The 13,944-nt window shown below is 69.2% G+C and carries 13 protein-coding genes; 6 read left to right on the top strand and 7 right to left on the bottom strand.

Annotated elements, in window-relative coordinates; all coding sequences use genetic code 11:
- Window positions 1-4: 4 nt before the first annotated feature.
- Genes NDR87_RS05530 through NDR87_RS05520 form a run of 3 tightly spaced genes read right to left on the bottom strand, consistent with a single transcriptional unit; the run spans window position 5 to window position 3,558 of the window.
- The gene (locus NDR87_RS05530; RefSeq protein WP_251909883.1) at window positions 5-1,135 is read right to left on the bottom strand and encodes an acyl-CoA dehydrogenase family protein; all 1,131 of its coding nucleotides are present in this window, start codon (window positions 1,133-1,135) and stop codon (window positions 5-7) included.
- On the bottom strand, window positions 1,136-2,011 hold the full coding sequence (locus tag NDR87_RS05525; RefSeq protein ID WP_308212050.1) for an enoyl-CoA hydratase: 876 nt from the start codon (window positions 2,009-2,011) through the stop codon (window positions 1,136-1,138).
- Entirely contained in the window at window positions 2,008-3,558 is a 1,551-nt protein-coding gene (locus NDR87_RS05520) for a FadD3 family acyl-CoA ligase (protein WP_251909884.1), read from the bottom strand. Before NDR87_RS05520 ends, NDR87_RS05525 begins: the two co-directional genes overlap by 4 nt.
- Window positions 3,559-3,610: 52 nt before the next feature.
- Between NDR87_RS05520 and NDR87_RS05515 the strand changes: the two genes are divergently transcribed.
- The 6 genes from NDR87_RS05515 (at window position 3,611) to NDR87_RS05490 (ending at window position 10,461) form a co-directional block, all read left to right on the top strand.
- Window positions 3,611-4,810: an acyl-CoA dehydrogenase family protein gene (locus NDR87_RS05515; protein ID WP_251909885.1), complete on the top strand. Its 1,200-nt coding sequence runs from the start codon at window positions 3,611-3,613 to the stop codon at window positions 4,808-4,810.
- A gap of 12 nt (window positions 4,811-4,822) precedes the next feature.
- On the top strand, window positions 4,823-5,617 hold the full coding sequence (locus NDR87_RS05510; protein WP_251909886.1) for an SDR family oxidoreductase: 795 nt from the start codon (window positions 4,823-4,825) through the stop codon (window positions 5,615-5,617).
- A 113-nt stretch (window positions 5,618-5,730) separates the two neighbouring features.
- Entirely contained in the window at window positions 5,731-6,468 is a 738-nt protein-coding gene (locus NDR87_RS05505) for a hypothetical protein (RefSeq protein WP_251909887.1), read from the top strand.
- Between the two features lie 129 nt (window positions 6,469-6,597).
- Window positions 6,598-7,281: a TetR/AcrR family transcriptional regulator gene (locus tag NDR87_RS05500; RefSeq protein ID WP_251909888.1), complete on the top strand. Its 684-nt coding sequence runs from the start codon at window positions 6,598-6,600 to the stop codon at window positions 7,279-7,281.
- A 43-nt stretch (window positions 7,282-7,324) separates the two neighbouring features.
- Entirely contained in the window at window positions 7,325-8,476 is a 1,152-nt protein-coding gene (locus NDR87_RS05495) for an acetyl-CoA C-acetyltransferase (RefSeq protein WP_251910207.1), read from the top strand.
- A 23-nt stretch (window positions 8,477-8,499) separates the two neighbouring features.
- Window positions 8,500-10,461, top strand: a complete 1,962-nt coding sequence (locus tag NDR87_RS05490) for a molybdopterin-dependent oxidoreductase (RefSeq protein ID WP_251909889.1) — start codon at window positions 8,500-8,502, stop codon at window positions 10,459-10,461.
- Here NDR87_RS05490 and NDR87_RS05485 read toward each other — a convergent pair.
- The 4 genes from NDR87_RS05485 to NDR87_RS05470 are packed head-to-tail and all read right to left on the bottom strand — an operon-like array spanning window position 10,448 to window position 13,921.
- Window positions 10,448-11,521, bottom strand: coding sequence for a nitronate monooxygenase (locus tag NDR87_RS05485; RefSeq protein WP_251909890.1), 1,074 nt, complete (start codon window positions 11,519-11,521; stop codon window positions 10,448-10,450). The genes NDR87_RS05490 and NDR87_RS05485 overlap by 14 nt on opposite strands.
- Window positions 11,518-12,276: a CoA-transferase subunit beta gene (locus NDR87_RS05480; protein WP_251909891.1), complete on the bottom strand. Its 759-nt coding sequence runs from the start codon at window positions 12,274-12,276 to the stop codon at window positions 11,518-11,520. The genes NDR87_RS05485 and NDR87_RS05480 overlap by 4 nt, the downstream gene beginning before the upstream one ends.
- On the bottom strand, window positions 12,273-13,154 hold the full coding sequence (locus NDR87_RS05475; protein WP_251909892.1) for a CoA transferase subunit A: 882 nt from the start codon (window positions 13,152-13,154) through the stop codon (window positions 12,273-12,275). Before NDR87_RS05475 ends, NDR87_RS05480 begins: the two co-directional genes overlap by 4 nt.
- A gap of 2 nt (window positions 13,155-13,156) precedes the next feature.
- Complete coding sequence (locus tag NDR87_RS05470) at window positions 13,157-13,921, bottom strand: enoyl-CoA hydratase family protein (RefSeq protein ID WP_251909893.1); 765 nt, start codon at window positions 13,919-13,921, stop codon at window positions 13,157-13,159.
- Window positions 13,922-13,944 lie beyond the last annotated feature (23 nt).

Raw genomic sequence — 13,944 nt, 5'->3', positions numbered from 1 at the left:
GCGATCAGCGCGGCAGGCCGAGCAGGCGTTCGGCGATGATATTGCGCTGAATCTCGTTGGTACCGGCGTAGATCGGGCCCGCCAGGGCGAACAGGTAGCCGTCGGTCCAGCCGGAGGTGTGCTCGGCGGCCGCGCCCAGCAGCTCCAGCGCGGTCTCGTGCATGGCGATGTCCAGTTCGGACCAGAACACCTTGTTCACCGAGGATTCCGCGCCCAACTTGCCGCCCTCGGCCAGCCGGGTCACGGTCGCGAAGGTGCCGAGCCGGTACGCCTCGGCCCCGATCCAGCCGTCCACCACGCGATCTCGCAGCGCGGTATCGGCGGGATCGGCGGTGTCGCGCCACAGTTCGACGAGCCTGGCGGCGGTGGCGTTGAACCGGCCCGGGCTGCGCAGCGACAGTCCGCGCTCATTGCTGGAGGTGCTCATGGCCAGCCGCCAGCCCTCGTTCGGCGCGCCGATCACATCGCGGTCGGGGACGAACACATTGTCCAGGAAGATCTCCGCGAAGCCGGGTTCGCCGTCGAGCTGCGGAATCGGCCGCACGCTCACCCCGTCTGCGGTCAGCGGGAACATCACATAGGTCAGCCCCTGATGCCGCTCGGCCTCCGGATCGCTGCGGAACAGCCCGAAGGCCCAGTCCGCGTAGGACGCCCGCGAACTCCAGGTCTTCTGCCCGTCGAGAATCCAGCCGCCGCTCGTGCGCCGCGCGGTGGAGCGAATGCCCGCCAGATCGCTGCCCGCCTCGGGCTCCGACCAGGCCTGCGCCCAGATGTCGTCGCCGCGGGCCATCCGCGGCAGAATCCGCTCCAGCTGCTCCGGACGGCCGTGCTCGAACAGCGTCGGCGCGAGCAGGAAGATGCCGTTCTGGCTCACCCGCCCGGGCGCGCCCGCCGCGTAGTACTCCTCCTCGAACAGCACCCACTCCAGCAGCGAGGCATCGCGCCCGCCGTAGGGCTCCGGCCAGGAGACCACCGACAGCCGCGCCTCGGCGAGGGTACGCTCCCACTCCCGGTGCGCCTCGAAGCCCGCGCGGGTGTCCATCGAGGGCAGCGGCCGCGCGGGCAGGTTGGCGCGCAGGAACTCGCGCACCTCGAGCCGGAATCGCTCAGCGGCGGAACCGAAGTCGAGATCCATCTAGTTCTCCCCCTCCGCCCGCGCGCTCGCCTTCATCGACCGGGCGTCCATACCGCCCAGCGCATCCGCGCCGACCTCGGCATTGTGCGCATGCGCGAAATGGTGCAGCCCGAACACCGAATCCATGCCCGCCCGCATGCCCATCAGGTCCTCGCACTGATTGACGGCCTTCTTGGTCAGCGCCAGCCCGAATTGCGGCATGGCCGACATCTTCTCGGCCAGCGCCAGCGTCTGCGACTCCAGCTCCGCGCGCGGGACGACGCGGTTGACCATGCCCCACTCGTAGGCCTGGGCGGCGGTGAAGCGATCGCCGGTGAACAACATCTCCTTGGCGCGGCGCGGACCGAGCACCCACGGGTGCGCGAAGTACTCCACACCCGGAATGCCCATCCGCACAACGGGATCGGAGAAGAACGCGTCCTCGGAGGCGACGATCAGGTCGCACACCCACGCGAGCATGAGGGCACCGGCGATACAGGCCCCCTGCACCATGGCGATGGTCGGCTTGGGTATCTCGCGCCACCGGCGGCACATCCCCAGATACACCTCGAGCTCGCGGGCGAAGCGCTGATCGCCGCCCGGGCGGTCGACGTGGTCCCACCACAGCGCGGCCCTGTTCTCGTAGTGCACGTGGTGATCGCGGCCGGGGGTGCCGATATCGTGTCCGGCGCTGAAGTGTTTTCCACTGCCCGCCAGCACGATCACCTTGACGCCGGCGTCCTCGACGGCCCGGGTGAAGGCGGCGTCGAGCGCATAGGTCATCACCGAGTTCTGCGCGTTGCGATAGTCCGGCCGATTCATCGTGACGATCGCGATCGGCCCGCGCCGCTCGTATGTGACGACCTCGCCCTCGTCGGGAATCGGATCGGTACTCACGAAATCTCCTCACGTAGGTGCCGCTTGAGCACTTTTCCGGCGGCGCTGTAGGGCAGGGCGTCGCGGAACTCGACATAGCGCGGCACCTTGAAATTCGCCAAACCCGTTCGGGCGTGGGCGATCACGTCCTGCTCGGTCAGTGTCGCGCCGGGCCTGCGCACGACGTAGGCCTTGCCGACCTCGCCCATCCGCTCGTCCGGAACGCCGACCACCGCCGATTCCGCCACGCCGTCGAGCCGGGCCAGGACCTGTTCCACCTCGGCCGGATACACGTTGAAGCCGCCGCTGATGTACATGTCCTTGAGCCGGTCGGTGATCGTCAAATAGCCGCGCTCGTCGAGGATTCCGACATCGCCGGTGTGCAGCCAGCCGTCGGCGTCGATGGCTTTGGCGGTGTTCTCCGGATCGTCCAGATAGCCGAGCATGACGTTGGGGCCGCGCAGCAGCACCTCGCCGTGGTCGCCGATGCGCAGCTCGAATCCGGCGATGGCCGCGCCGGAGGTGGTGGCGATGGTCTCCGGATCGTCGTCGGGGCGGCACATGGTGCCGAATCCGGCCGCCTCCGACAGCCCGTACGCGGTGACCACCACGTCGAATTCCAGTTCCCCGCGCATTCTTTCGATCAGCACCACCGGCACCGTCGCCGCGCCGGTGACCGCGACCCGCAGGCTGCTCAGATCGAATTCGGCGCGGCGCGGATGGTCGAGGATGCTCTGATAGATCGTGGGCGGGCCGGTCAGCACCGTGATCCGTTGCTCCCGCACCAGCCGCATGGTCTCGGGCACGTCGAAACTCGCCTGCGGCACGATCGTCGCGCCGGTGACCAGGCAGGCGAGCATGGCCGCCTTGTAACCGAAGTTGTGGAAGAACGGCGGGATCACCAGGTACCGGTCGCCGCTGCGCAGGGTCGAGCGCTCCACCCAGGCCCGCACGACGCTCAATGCCTGCCGATGGGCGATCAGGGTGCCCTTGCTGCGCCCGGTCGTGCCGGAGGTGAACATGATGTCGGAAATATCCTCGGGCCCAACCGATTCCCCGCGCTCGGTGATCTGCGCCGCGGTGATCTGCGCCGCGAATCCGGGCAACTCGGCCCAGGCGAGGGCATCGCCGCCCGGCTCGCCGGACGCGTCGCCGGGCAGCACGACCACCGTGTCGATGGCCAGTTCCGGTGCCACGGCGCGTAATTCGGCCAATCGATCCCGGCCCAGGAACGGCCCAGTCACGAACAGCGCCTTCGCTCGCACCCGCGTCAGCACGTCCACGGCCTCATCGGCCACATATCGGGTGTTCAACGGCACCAGCGCCGCGCCCGCGTAGTGCGCGCCCAGGGCCGCGACCACCCAGTGCCAGGTATTGGGCGCCCAGATCGCGACCCGATCGCCGCGCTCGATGCCGCGGGCGATGAGCGCGCCCGCGGCATCGCGCACCGCGTCGAGCAGTTGCGCCCAGCTCAGGCGGGTCTCCCCGGCGCTGATCGCGAGCTCGTCGCCGAACTCGCGCGCGACCTCGTGCAGGGCGAGCGGGGTGGTCTGGACCAGGGTCGTCACGGCCGTCCTCGATCGGTTAACAAGCAAGTGCTTGGTAGGTTACTCTACCGGAGTGAGTGTGAGCCAGACCCCGGATTCCGACAGCTCGGATGATGCCCGCTTCCGCGCCGACGTGCGGGAATGGCTGGCGGAAAATCTGCACGGCCGGTTCCGGGAGCTGCGCGGACTCGGCGGTCCGGGTCGCGAGCACGAGGCTTTCGACGAACGGCTGGAATGGGATCGTCATCTCGCCGCGGCCGGGTGGACCTGTCTGGGCTGGCGGCGGGAGTACGGCGGCCGCGCGGCGACGCTGCGCCAGCAAGTGATCTTCCACGAGGAATACGCCGCGGCGAATGCCCCGAGCCGGGTCTCGCACGTCGGCGAGGAGCTGTGCGCGCCGACCCTGCTGGCCTTCGGCACCGAGGAGCAGAAGCGGCGCTTCCTGCCCGGCATCCGTTCGGTGACCGAGCTGTGGTGCCAGGGCTATTCGGAGCCGGGTGCGGGTTCGGATCTGGCGGCGGTCACCACCTCCGCGCGGCTCGACGGCGACGAGTGGGTGCTCAACGGGCAGAAGATATGGACCTCGCTGGCACATCTGGCCGACTGGTGTTTCGTGCTGTGCCGCACCGAGCCCGGCTCGACCCGCCACCACGGCCTGTCGTATCTGCTCGTCCCGATGCGGCAGCCGGGCATCGAGGTGCGGCCGATCGTGCAGTTGACCGGCACGGCCGAATTCAACGAGGTGTTCTTCGACAATGCCCGCACCGCGGCCGATCTGGTGGTCGGCGCGCCGGGCGACGGGTGGCGAGTGGCGATGGGCACCCTGACCTTCGAGCGCGGCGTCTCCACGGTCGGCCAGCAGATCCGCTTCGCGCGCGAGCTGTCGAATCTGGAGGCGGTCGCGAAAGACAATGGTGCCCTAGCGGATCCGGTGCTCGCCGAGCGCTTCGACCGGGCTTGGGTCGGACTGCGGGTGCTGCGGGCGCATGCGCTGCGCACCCTGGAATCGGCGCACACCACCGTGGATGCGCGCACGGCCGCGGGGCAGGCCTCGGTCTCGAAGCTGCTGTGGGCCAACTGGCATCGCGACCTGGGGGAGCTGGCCATGGCAGTACTGGGTGCGCCCGGGCTGATCGCGCTACCCGACGATCTCACCGACTGGCAGCGGCTGTTCCTGTTCAGCCGCGCCGACACCATCTACGGCGGCTCGAACGAGGTGCAGCGCAACATCATCGCCGAACGCGTGCTGGGCCTGCCGCGCGAGGCTCGATAGGAAGGATCATCCGTGACAGACCTTTCCGTTCCGCCGCCGCCGATTCCGGGGCACGGCCTGCTGACCGGCAAGGTGGCCGTGGTGACGGCCGCCGCGGGTACCGGCATCGGCTCGGCCACCGCCCGGCGTCTGCTCGACGAGGGCGCCGATGTGGTCGTATCCGATTGGCACGAGCGGCGATTGAAGCAGACCGAGGACGAGCTGGCCGCGGCGTTCCCGCAGCGGCGGGTGAGCGCGGTGAGCTGCGATGTGACCAGCTCCGAACAGGTCGACGACCTCGTGCGCACGGCGGCCGAGCGGCTCGGTCGCGTCGACATCATGGTCAACAACGCCGGATTGGGCGGCCAGACACCGGTTGTCGACATGACCGACGAGCAGTGGGATCGCGTACTCGACATCACGCTCAACGGGACGTTCCGGTGTACCCGTGCGGCGCTGCGGTATTTCCGCGCCGCCGGGCACGGCGGGGTGATCGTCAACAATGCCAGCGTGCTCGGTTGGCGAGCGCAGCACGGCCAGGCCCACTACGCCGCCGCCAAGGCGGGGGTGATGGCACTGACCCGATGCAGCGCGGTCGAGGCCGCGGCGCTGGGGGTGCGGATCAACGCGGTCGCGCCGAGCATCGCGCGGCATCCGTTCCTGGACAAGGTTACCTCGGCCGAATTGCTCGATCGGCTGGCCGCGGACGAGGCATTCGGGCGGGCCGCCGAGCCGTGGGAGGTCGCGGCGACCATCGCCGTGCTGGCCAGCGACTACACCTCATATATGACCGGGGAGGTGGTCTCGGTGAGCAGCCAGCGCGCCTGAGCGGACCCCGGCGTGGCGACTCGCGTCGGCCCAAATTGGGTGGCGCCGACCAGCCGGAGTTGTGCAATCCTGAGGGTGGCCGGTTCCCGAAATTTTCGAAGGGACCATGACCCATGGGTCTGGACCATCGTCAGGAAGACACAGAAGAACTGGAACTCGAGCTGGTACGCGAGGTGGTACTGGCCCGTCGGCGGCTGGACAGCATCGTGCTGGCCGCCCTGACCTTCGGTGCCGAACTGCTCGAACACTCCTCGGAATGCGCGACCGCCATGCGCGCCGCGCAGATCCTCGAGGAGCATGCCGTCGACGAGACCGATGTCGCGCGCGATCCGCGCGGTGCGCTGCGCGAGGATATGGCCCGTGACCGCGAACGCGCGCAGCGCATCGGTATGGTGCGCGAGCCGGGCCGTCCGGAATCGGAGTCCGATCGCCGCCGCCGCAAACAGACCGCGCTGCTGCGGGAGGTCCGCGCCGACCTGCTCGAGGTCGTGCGCCGGTGCCGCAAGTTCAGTTTCGATCGGGTCGCCTTCGCCGACGGAATCGCCGAGGGGCTGTGCGCGGCCACCGACAAACTCGTCGTGGGTGCGGATATGGAGACCTATCGCGCCTGGCAGCGCGGCATGATTCTCAAGATCAGCGAGGAACCGCAGCCCGGCGGTCCGCCCCGGGCGATGGCCACCGTCGACGCGGGACCCGGCCGCGGCCCGCTGACCGTCGAATGGGACAGCTGCGAGCGAAGATTGGCGCTGGTGGCCCGCATGGCCCGGGCGGGGGTGTCGCCCGTGGTCATCTGCGACCGGCTGCTCGCCGATCTGTCCGTCTCCTCCCCGCTGCGCTACTCCGTCCGCTGACCGTCGCACCCCTTCCCGCGCTTCGCACCCGCTGTGGGCGGCTGTAAATGGTGCGAGGTGCGGGAAAGGGTGCGGCTTTGGGGCCGGGGGCGCTTGGACCAAGCAAATGCTTGGTTGTACGATGGGCGGGTGACCGCACCCGACACCGCCAAATCCGCACGTCGTAACGAGCTGCTCGCGCTGGCGGCAGGATTGTTCGCCGAGCGCGGGCTGCGTGCCACCACGGTTCGTGACATCGCCGACGCGGCGGGGATTCTATCCGGCAGCCTCTACCACCACTTCGATTCCAAGGAGTCGATGGTGGACGAGATCCTGCGCGGCTTCCTCGACGATCTGTTCGGGCGCTATCGCGAGATCGTCGCCGCGGGGCTGTCGGCGCGGGATACGTTGGAGGCGTTGGTCACCGCGTCCTACGAATCGTTCGACCGCTGGCATGCCGCCGTCGCGATCTACCAGGCCGAGGCCAAAAGGCTCAGCGGCACCGAACGTTTCGCCTATATCGTGGAGTACAACCGGGAGTTCCGCCAGATGTGGCTGGGCGTGCTCACCCGGGGCGTCGAGGACGGCAGCTTCCGGCCCGAACTCGATGTGGAGCTGGCCTTCCGATTCCTGCGCGACACCGTCTGGGTGGCCGTGCGCTGGTATCAGCCCGGCGGCCGCATCACCGTCGACAACCTCGCCAAGCAGTACCTGACCATCGTGCTCGACGGGCTCACCAACGCTGTGCCCATGGCGTCGGATGCGGGGCCCTCCATGGTTACGCAAGCTGCCGCCTCCGGGCCTGATGCATCCGACGAAGCCAAGTCTCCCTAGGAGTTTCACCATGTCCGCACCGTCCACCCGCCGGTACGCCCCGTTGCGGGAGGCGTACGTGATCGATGCCGTGCGCACCCCGGTAGGTAAGCGCGGCGGGGCGCTGTCCGGTGTGCACCCGGCCGATCTGGGAGCGGCCGCCCTGCGGGGCCTGTTGGCGCGCAATCCGATCGACCCCATCCAGGTCGACGACGTGATCTTCGGCTGCGTCGACGCGATCGGCCCGCAGGCCGGAAATATCGCGCGCACAGCGTGGTTGGCGGCCGGATATCCGGAGGAGGTTCCGGGCGTGACGGTGGACCGGCAGTGCGGCTCCAGCCAGCAGGCGATCAACTTCGGCGCGCAGGCCATCATGAGCGGCACCGCCGAGGTGATCGTCGCGGGCGGCGTGCAGAACATGAGCGCCATCCCGATCTCGGCGGCCATGCTGGCGGGTAGGGAATACGGCTTCGATTCCCCCTTCGTCGGTGCGCAGGGTTGGGATCACCGCTACGGCACCGGCGAGGTCTCGCAGTTCCGCGGCGCGCAGCTGATCGCGGAGAAGTGGGGCATCGGCCGCGAGGATATGGAGCGCTGGGCGTTGCGCAGCCATCAGCGCGCCCGAAATGCCATCGCGCAGGGCCGCTTCGACCGCGAGATCGTGCCGGTCGGCGACTTCTGGATCGACGAGGGACCACGCGAGACCAGCCTGGAGAAGATGGCCGCGCTGAAACCGCTGAGCGAGGGCAGCCCGCTGACCGCCGCGGTGGCCAGCCAGATCTCCGACGGGGCGAGCGCGACCCTGCTGGCCTCGCCGTGGGCGGTCGAGGAGTTCGGCCTGACCCCGCGCGCCCGCGTCCACCACGTGAGCGCCCGCGGCGCGGATCCGATCTACATGCTCACCGCACCCATCCCCGCCACCCGCTGGGCGCTGGCCAAGACCGGTCTGACCATCGACGACATGGATGTGATCGAGATCAACGAGGCCTTCGCCCCGGTGGTGCTGGCCTGGTTGCGGGAGACCGGCGCCGATCCGGACCGGGTGAACGTGAACGGCGGCGCGATCGCGCTGGGTCATCCGCTGGGCGCGACCGGCGCGAAACTGTTCGCCACCCTGCTGAGCGAGCTCGAGCGGGTGCGGGGCCGCTACGGCCTGCTCACCATTTGCGAGGGCGGTGGCACCGCCAACGTGACCATCATCGAGCGCCTGGGCTGAGCCGGGCCTCTACCATCGAGGTCGTGAAGGTACTGGGTGCTTGCCCGCTGGACTGCCCCGATGCGTGCTCCTGGGTGGTGGACGTCCGGGACGGCGTGGCGGTCGGGCTGCGGGGCAACAAGGAGCATCCGGTCACGCGCGGGGCGCTGTGCGTGAAGGTCAACCGGTACCTCGAACAGGTCGGCTCGCCCGACCGGATCCGTTATCCGATGCGCCGGGTCGGCCGCAAGGGGGAGGGCCGGTTCGAGCGGATCAGCTGGGAGCAGGCGCTCGACGAGATCGCCGAGCGGCTCCACGGGATCATCGGCGAATTCGGCGGCGAGGCGATCTGGCCGTTCCACGGCACCGGGAGCCTGGGCTATATCCAGGGCCTGGAAGGGCTTTCGGGCCGCCGGTTCTTCAATGTGCTCGGCGCCTCGCTGCACGATCCCACGATCTGCTCGGTGGCGGGCACGGCCGGGCTGCAATACACGCTCGGGACCTCCGGCGGCATGGATCCGGAGGACTTCGCGAAATCGCGACTGATCCTGCTGTGGGGCACCAATCCGCTTACCTCGGGCCATCATTTCTGGAAGTTCGTCCAGGACAGCGGGGCCTATCTGGTGGCGATCGATCCGGTGCGCACCCGCACCGCCGAGCGCTGCGACGAACATCTGGCCCCGCTGCCCGGCACCGATGCCGCGCTGGCGCTCGGACTGATGCACGTGATCGTGTCGCTGGGAGCGCAGGACGACGAATTCATCGCCCAGCGCACCGTCGGCTGGCCCGAATTCCGAAGCCGCCTAGCGGAATTCACCCCCGAGCGGACCGCCGAGATCACCGGGCTGGAGCCCGAGCAGATCCTGGCGCTGGGCGAGCGCATCGCCCGAACCCGGCCGACGGCGATCCGGGCCTCGCAGGGCATGCAGCGGCACGCGGGCGGCGGGATGGCGCTGCGCGTACTGTCCTGCCTGCCGGGTGTGACGGGAGACTGGGCGATTCCCGGTGGGGGACTGCACTATTCGACCAGCGGTCATTTCCGGCTGGGGCTGTCCGAACTGGTCCGGTTCGACCTGCTGCCGCATCCGGTGCGGACGCTGTCGATGACCCGGCTGGCCGAGGGCCTGCTCGAGGTCGGCGAGCCGCCGGTCAAGGCGCTGTTCGTGATCGCTGCCAATCCGGTCGGCTCGAATCCGCAGCAGGGTCGGGTGATCGAGGGCCTGCGGCGCGAGGATCTGTTCACCGTTGTGCTGGAACACTTTCCGACCGATACCGTCGACTACGCCGACATCGTGCTACCGGCCACCATGCAGCCCGAACATCTGGACGTCATCGCCGGATACGGTCATCTCTACCTGGTGTGGAACGAACCGGCCGTCGAGCCGCCCGGTGAATGCCTGTCCACCACCGAGACCTTCCGCCGCCTCGCTCGCCGAATGGGACTGACCGAACCGGCGCTCTACGACTCCGACGAGGAACTGGCTCGGCAGCTGCTGCGCGGCTACGATGTCGGTCGGCTACGCGCCGAGGGCTTCCTGAAGATCGGGCCCGGCCCGGTGCCCGCGGACAAGCTGCGCTTCGTCTCCGATCGGGCCGCGGCGGCCGGACACGATCCGCTGCCCGCCTACACCCCGCCCGCCGATGCGGGCGACGGCCTGGTGCTCATCTCCGCCGCCGCGCACCACTTCCTGAACACGACCTTCGGCTCGAATCCCGAATTGCTGCGTCGCGCCGGGGAACCCACGGTGATCGTGCACCCCGACGACGCCGCGGACCGCGGCATCCTCGACGGCGCGAAGATTCTCGTGGCCAACGCGCGCGGCTCCTTCGAGGCCCTGGCCGAGGTCTCCGACCGCGTCCGCCCCGGCGTCGCCGCGACCACCAAGGGCCGCTGGGCCAAGCTGTCCGGCGGCAGCACCGTCAATGCCACCATCGCCGAGCGCGACGCCGACTTCGCGGGCGGCGCGGTCTTCCACGACAACCGCGTGCGGATCACTCCGCGCTAGGACGCGGCGCGGCGAGCGCCTCGATCCGCGCGATGGCGTCGGCGACGATGCGGTCGACGAGTTCGGCGACGGTGGGCAGGTCGTCGATGATGCCGGTGACCTGGCCTGCCGCCAGCACGCCCGCCTGGGTATTGCCCTCGACCAGACCGGCCCTGAGAAGCATGGGGGTGTTGGCGGCCATGACGACCTGGGACCAGCTGAGGTCCTTGGTCCTTCGCATGGCCAGACCGTCGCGGACCATGGTGGACCACCGCATGCCGGTCATGCTCTTGAACTTCGCCGCGTTGCCCACCGCGGCGGCCAGGCCGCGCCAGCGGCCCGAATGTTCCAGGCGGGCAACCAGTTCGGTATTCAGCACGCGGTGCGGCATGCCGTCGACCTTCAGCGATACCACCGTGTCCTGCAGGCCGCGGCGCAGATACTCCTGTTTCACCGCGTCGGGGACGGTGCTCTCCCGGGTGAGCAGGAATCGGGTGCCCATCGCGACACCGGCCGCGCCGTAGGCCAGGGCGGCCGCCAGACCGCGGCCGTCAAAAAACCCACCGGCCGCCACGACGGGTATGTCGACGGCGTCGAGCACCGAGGGCAGCAGCAGCGTGGTGGCCACCGGACCGGTGTGCCCGCCACCCTCGCCACCCTGCACGATCACCGCGTCGGCGCCCCAGGAGGCGACCTTCACGGCGTGCTTGGCCGCGCCGACCGACGGAATCACCACTACCCCGGCAGCTTTGAGCCGGGCGATGAGCTCGCGCTTCGGGGCCAACGCGAACGAGGCGACGCGGACCCCCTCCCGGATGAGCAGTTCGATCCGCTCGGGCGCATCGGTGGCGTCGGCGCGGATGTTCACCCCGAACGGCCGGTCGGTGTTGGCCTTGGTCTTGGCGATCGCCGCCTCGAGTTCGGCGAAGGTCATGGTGGCCGAGGCCAGGATGCCCAACCCGCCCGCCTGCGCGGTGGCGGCGACCAACCGGGGTCCGGCCACCCAGCCCATACCGGTCTGCACGATCGGATGCTCGATGCCGACCAGATCGGTCAGCGGTGTGTGCAGCCGGGTGGTCACGACGCCACCTCGCGGTCACGAATCCCGTTGGGGTCGAGCACGGTTCGGATGATCCGTAGCTCCTCCTCGTTCGGACACCGGGTGGTCTCCGCGGTGTCGAGCCCGGCGATCTCGAAGGAGGTGTTGTCGGCGACCTCGTCCGGGGTGACACCCGGATGCAGTGACAGCGCCCGCAGCGTGTGCCCGGGACCGCCGAAGTCGAAGACCCCGAGATTGCTCACCACACGGTGCAGGTGATGGAAGCGGTAGGCCGGATTGCCGGGATCGACCCTGTCGTAACCGATTCCGCTCACGATATCGACCCGCTCGCAGAACACCCGCCTGCCGTGCCGGGGGACGAAGTAGCTGGTCGGGTGGTTGATCGTATTGCCGGGTGCGCCGCGGACGCCGAACATCTGGCGCGTCGGCCGCTGCAACGGCCCGAATGCCGACAGGTTCTGATTGCCGTACCGGTCCAGCTGATTCGCGCCCATGATCACATGCCGCCGCCCGGAGGCGACCACATCGAACACCTTCCCGAACGGAATCCAGCCCTCCGCGGGGGCCTTGCCGCCCAGCGCGGGCGGCTCCGCCAGCAATATCGCCTCGCCGTCGGAGATCAGCAGATCCGGTGCGAAGGTCAGCCGGGCCAGCCGCGCCCCGATGGTCGGAATCGGTGACATCGGGCTGGCCATGATCTCGCCCGCGCCCCGGAAGATCTCGGCGCAGGCGACCGCGCACACCTCGGCGCGGGTCGCGATGGTGGTGTCGGTCATTTCGCCTGCTCCTCGCCGAATTCGCGCACGGCCGCCTGATATTCGTCCTCGGTGACGTCCAGATAGCGGGCCCGGAACGCGGCCCACGCCTCGGGATCGGCGGCGGCCGCCACATAGTGCCGCTGGAATTTCTCGTCGCGGCCGTACCCGCCGGCGAAGGTGAAATGCGCGCCGCCCGGCGTCTCGACCACCCCGTCGACCATCAGGCGATTGAGGATGATCGCCTGCTGCGGAACGGCTTTTACCAGCTCCTCGGTCTCGACCAGCCGATCCACCGACAGATACCGGCGCTCGGCGGCCAGGCAGTACAGCTCGTCCATATACGGATCGACGCCGGTGTAGGCGGCGTTGCCGTGTCGATCGCCCAGATCCAGATGCACCAGCGCCGCGTCCAGGGACAGGGCGGGCATGGCGATCAGGGTCTCGGCCCGGCCGGAGTCGTCCGGATACGGCGAGTCGACCGTGCGCAGTTCGCCCTCCCAGAAGGTCGGCACATCCGAGCCGAGCCCGGCGCGGATCGGCAGGAACGGCAGCCGCGCGGCCGCGGCCTGCAGCCCGCACTTGACCATGCCCTCGTCCATCTCGCGCGCGATCAGCTCCCCCGAGGTCCGGGCCTTGGCGAACCACGGATCGTAGAACGGGGCGGAATCCAGCGACACGAATCCGTAATAGGCCTTGCGCACCTTGCCCGCCGAGCACAGCAGCCCTAGATCCGGCCCGCCGTAGGTGACCACGGTCAGATCGGTGACATCCGAGCGCAGCAGCGCGCGCACCAGCGCCATTGGCTTGCGCCGCGAGCCCCAACCGCCGATGCCGATCGTCATGCCGCTGCGCAGTTCGCCGACGATCTCGTCGAGCGTCATTCGCTTGTCCCGCATGGTCATTTCCCCTCTCGCCGCGCCGCGAGATCCGCTTCGAAGCGAGCCCGGATCTCGTCGGCGACGCCCGCGAGGTTCAGCTCGAAGGTGAAGCCCTGCTCGAACCGGTAGCTGCGATGCACGTCCTGCACGTCGATCCCGTTCAGCGCCCGCTTGGCCGCCCGGATCACCCGCCCGTCCTTGGCGGCGATGCTCTTCGCGACCTCCAGTGCCGCCGCGTCCAACTCGGCCCGCGGCACCACCCTGTACACCGAGCCGAAGTGCTGCAGTCGCTGCGCGCTCACCGTGCTCGCGGTGTAGAACAGCGCCCGCATCAGATGCTGCGGCACCAGCCGCGCCAGATGCGTCGCCGCGCCGAGCGCGCCCCGCTCCACCTCGGGTAGGCCGAAGGTGGCGTCGTCGGAGGCGATGATCACATCGGCATTGCCCACCAGGCCGATGCCGCCGCCGAGGCAGAAGCCGTGCACCGCGGCGAGCACCGGGACCTGACATTCGTAGACCGCCGAAAACGCCTCGTAGCAGCCGTGATTGGCATCGATCAGCGCCTGATGTCCCGAATCGCGCTGGATCTCCTTGATATCCACGCCGGCGTTGAAGCCGCGGTTGTCCGCCCGCAGCACCACCACCCTGGTCTCCGGATCCCGCCCGGCCGCGCGCACCGCATCGGCCAGCGCGAACCAGCCGGCCGTGGGCAGGGCATTGACCGGCGGGTAGTCGATCGTGACGACCTCGATGCCGGAGCTCTCGGTGTGACGGTTGATGCCCATCGCATGTCCATTCGTTGGCAAAG

Origin of the sequence: Nocardia sp. CDC159, assembly GCF_023740735.1 — a bacterium.
GTDB lineage: Bacteria > Actinomycetota > Actinomycetes > Mycobacteriales > Mycobacteriaceae > Nocardia > Nocardia pulmonis.
This window is presented reverse-complemented; position numbering and strand designations above follow the sequence as displayed.

Bases quoted from the DNA above. Each gene is read 5' to 3' on its own strand.
- NDR87_RS05530 (WP_251909883.1), bottom strand. From the start codon at position 1,135: ATGGATCTCGACTTCGGTTCCGCCGCTGAGCGATTCCGGCTCGAGGTG.
- NDR87_RS05505 (WP_251909887.1), top strand. From the start codon at position 5,731: ATGGGTCTGGACCATCGTCAGGAAGACACAGAAGAACTGGAACTCGAG.
- NDR87_RS05480 (WP_251909891.1), bottom strand. From the start codon at position 12,276: ATGACCGACACCACCATCGCGACCCGCGCCGAGGTGTGCGCGGTCGCC.
- NDR87_RS05475 (WP_251909892.1), bottom strand. From the start codon at position 13,154: ATGCGGGACAAGCGAATGACGCTCGACGAGATCGTCGGCGAACTGCGC.
- NDR87_RS05470 (WP_251909893.1), bottom strand. From the start codon at position 13,921: ATGGGCATCAACCGTCACACCGAGAGCTCCGGCATCGAGGTCGTCACG.